Source organism: Limnohabitans sp. (genome assembly GCF_040400975.1).
In the GTDB taxonomy this organism is placed as follows: Bacteria; Pseudomonadota; Gammaproteobacteria; order Burkholderiales; family Burkholderiaceae_C; genus Limnohabitans_A.
Genome location: NZ_JBBAPF010000070.1, coordinates 1 through 3,043 on the forward strand (window position 1 = coordinate 1; position 3,043 = coordinate 3,043).

At 58.5% G+C, this 3,043-nt stretch carries 1 protein-coding gene; it reads right to left on the minus strand.

Annotated features, from left to right (window positions below):
• Positions 1-470 precede the first annotated feature (470 nt).
• Positions 471-2,633: a hypothetical protein gene (locus ABWQ00_RS15755; protein WP_353239605.1), complete on the minus strand. Its 2,163-nt coding sequence runs from the start codon at positions 2,631-2,633 to the stop codon at positions 471-473.
• Positions 2,634-3,043 lie beyond the last annotated feature (410 nt).

The following is a 3,043-nucleotide window of genomic DNA, read 5'->3' on the forward strand; positions in this document are numbered from 1 at the left end:
ATGGGTCTACAAAACATTCTACAAATCGGTCTACAAAGCAGTCTACAAATTGGTCTACAGAGTGGTCTACAAAGCAGTCTACAAGTTAATGAACAACACAGTGTAGACATGGCTCCATCAAAACCATGTACAAAGCACTGTACAAAGCGCTGAATGTGTGCATACATGCATGAGGTTGTACGTGTGCCCGTCATGGTCTGCGTGACTGTTGCCAGCACTCTGTGTCGTGAGTGCGTGCCAGCAAAAGTGAACATGTCATTTTCTGCGCATTGCACGTGCGCAAAGGACGTGACTAGTAACCGTAGCATTTGTCTGTCCATGGTATGTCAGCACAAAAGCAACTGAATGCACCCGGTACGTGCGACGGACGTGACCAGTGCTTTCTTTTGCTCCCCAATACGTGGCAATCTGATGCATGCATCAGCCCGTGTCCCCCATGCAACGGTGTTGCTTGCGTGAATGGCAGCATGTCATGAGTACCCATCCTCAATGGCCATCTGCTCGACGGTCGGTGACTGCGCCCGCTTGATTTCAGGCGTGGCCACTTTCTCCAACCATGTCTTCGCCTCCTTTGCCAGTGTCAGGCATGCCTCATTTGACATGGTATTAGCCCACTCCACCACAGCCTGCTTGGCAAACGCAACGATGTCGTCCTTCTTGGCCGCCTCTTGGACCATGCGAGCACATACATAGGGGACGTGTAGGACGTGGCTCTCGTCATTGGGCGTCCGTGTCAGCAATATGCACCGCCAACCGTACGGAACCCACAATGCACGCCCCGGTACGAGGTCTGCAAAGAGGCAGTGCGTGACCAGAAACGTGTGGAAATCGTGCCACTGCAACTGCGCGAGGAACGAGACGCAGTTGTGCATGGTGCAGCCGCGCTCCAGCAGTGGGGAAGCCGGGAGCACGCAAGCCAACATGTCACCCCGTTGCACGCTGAGGAAATGTCCAAACCCTGACATGGGCCACTGCTCAGGACATACCCGTGTTGCGGCTACGTCGTGACTCAGAAGCCACGGTGTGCCAAGGGAGCGTAACGCCTCCGGCGTGTGCGACGTGTCCCGCCACTGTTTCGGCACCCACGCGAGCTCCTCCAAGCTGTCGTGGCCACCGCCATGTGGTGGCAGCCGCGTGTCGCAACTGAGGCGGGTGCCGTCTTGGTTGAGGAACGCGTCTGCTTTGGTGACGGCGTCGTCGATGCGCTTGTCTCCGATGGCGGACCGTAGCCGCGCCATGTCGGAACCGGGCCCGGCCGCATTGAAGCACAACACCCAAGGCCTCGTGTCGATGAGCGGAGCACCGTCGCCATCGTGCACGGCAACTTTGCCGTGCCCTTTCTGTAACAGGCCGTGCCCTTTGACTAACATGCCGTGCTCAAGCATGAAGCGCAGGAACGGCATCGGCACGCGAGCTTCCACTGGCACGTGTGCCGACCGCCACGGGGCAAGCAAGCGCGTGCGCTCACACTGAGCTCTCCGCATGTCAGATGTTGCCTCCTTGCGACGCCGCTTGGCCAGCTCCTCCGCAGCCTGGACTTGTGCACCGATGCATGTGCTGGCCTGCTCGAGCCTCACAATGTACTGCGTGAGATCCTGACTGCGTGGCCCTGCAGTGGAGAGCGTCCATGCACCCACGTCTTTTTTTGCATCCGCTTTGAGATATGCAAGCGTGTCCTTGAACGTGTTCAGCCAAGCTGCCATGTCCGGAGGTGCACCTGCCATGTTTCCATGTCCCGCTGTGCAGAGCGCCTCCCAGCGGGCGGCCATGTTTGTGCGCGCCGTGCCATGTGCTTGGCAAGCTTTTTTAATTGCGGCCAAAGCGTCCGTGCGCATGTCCAAGAGCGCCCCTGTGGCGCCGCCCTTGGCACGTTTACTTGTGCTCGACGGCCCCGTTGCGAGAGTGCGTTTGTCACCGAATGTCTCTGGCGTGCCAGAGTAGCCCGTGGCAGGCTCCAACAAAGATGGGTCGCACACTGCATTGATGGGAGGTGTTGAGGCCACACGCGCTGGCAGACTCGCTGGCTGCGTGTCTGAGCTTGAGCTAGCCGCGCCCTGGAGGAAGGCGAGGCCGAAGTCGCCCATGGCCCTGCCGGTCAAAGCCTGCGCCGTCGTGCCATGATCTGCCAACAGATTGAGTGCATTTGCCATCTCGGTGGCACCATGGACAGAGTCAACACACTTGACTTGTCGTGCAGACTCGCGGCGGCGGTAACCTTGTGTCCGTGGCACTCCGAGCACTCCGAGTTGTGTATCCGTGCCCGTGCCGCGCCGGACTATATCCGGGTTTCCGTAGTCTCGTGCCCACTTGGCCAATGCAGCTTGTTCTTTCTCTTCGAACGTGCGACCGGCAATGCCCTCGACGTAGATTTGATGTGCCACATACCGTGGCTGAGTCAACCAGAGAATGTCGGACGTGTCTGCGACTCCGACAGCCTGCAACATGGACTGCGTGCTTGTGAGCACGGCTTGCTTGCGTGTCCTCATGTTTGCCAACCCGATCTCTTCTGCGTTGTTCTTGATTCGACACTGTCGAACGAGAGCGTACCACCTTTTCTTGTCTTTGCTACGGACTTCGTCCAACATTGCCTTGGACTCGGCCGTGGCGCTCCAAGCACGTATCAGTGCGCGCATGGCAAACAAGCAGGGTCGACACACCCAACACTGGCTTCTGCTGTTGCCCTTGTTCACCATGTCCCGCCGTGGCATGGGGGGCCCACAGTCAAACTCGCAAACCTCGAGGAAGCCAGCGTCCTTGGCCGGACTTGCACAGGCCTCCACATCGCCGCAGGATCCCTGAGCATGAGAGGTCTGCGTGCCTGCGTCGTGATCCGATGCATTTGACGTGTCCACCCACTCAGGAATCTCCTCCCTGGAGCCGCTGGATTCAACTGGAGAAGTGGCACTGCTTGACATGGCCCCGGCGTGGCGCGCTCGGAAATGGCACGTGTTTCCTCACGTGCCCAAACGGGTCCGCTTCAACATGTCACACCGTGTGCACATGAGATGGCACTGCTATGTGCAAGTCACGTACATGTCCATGT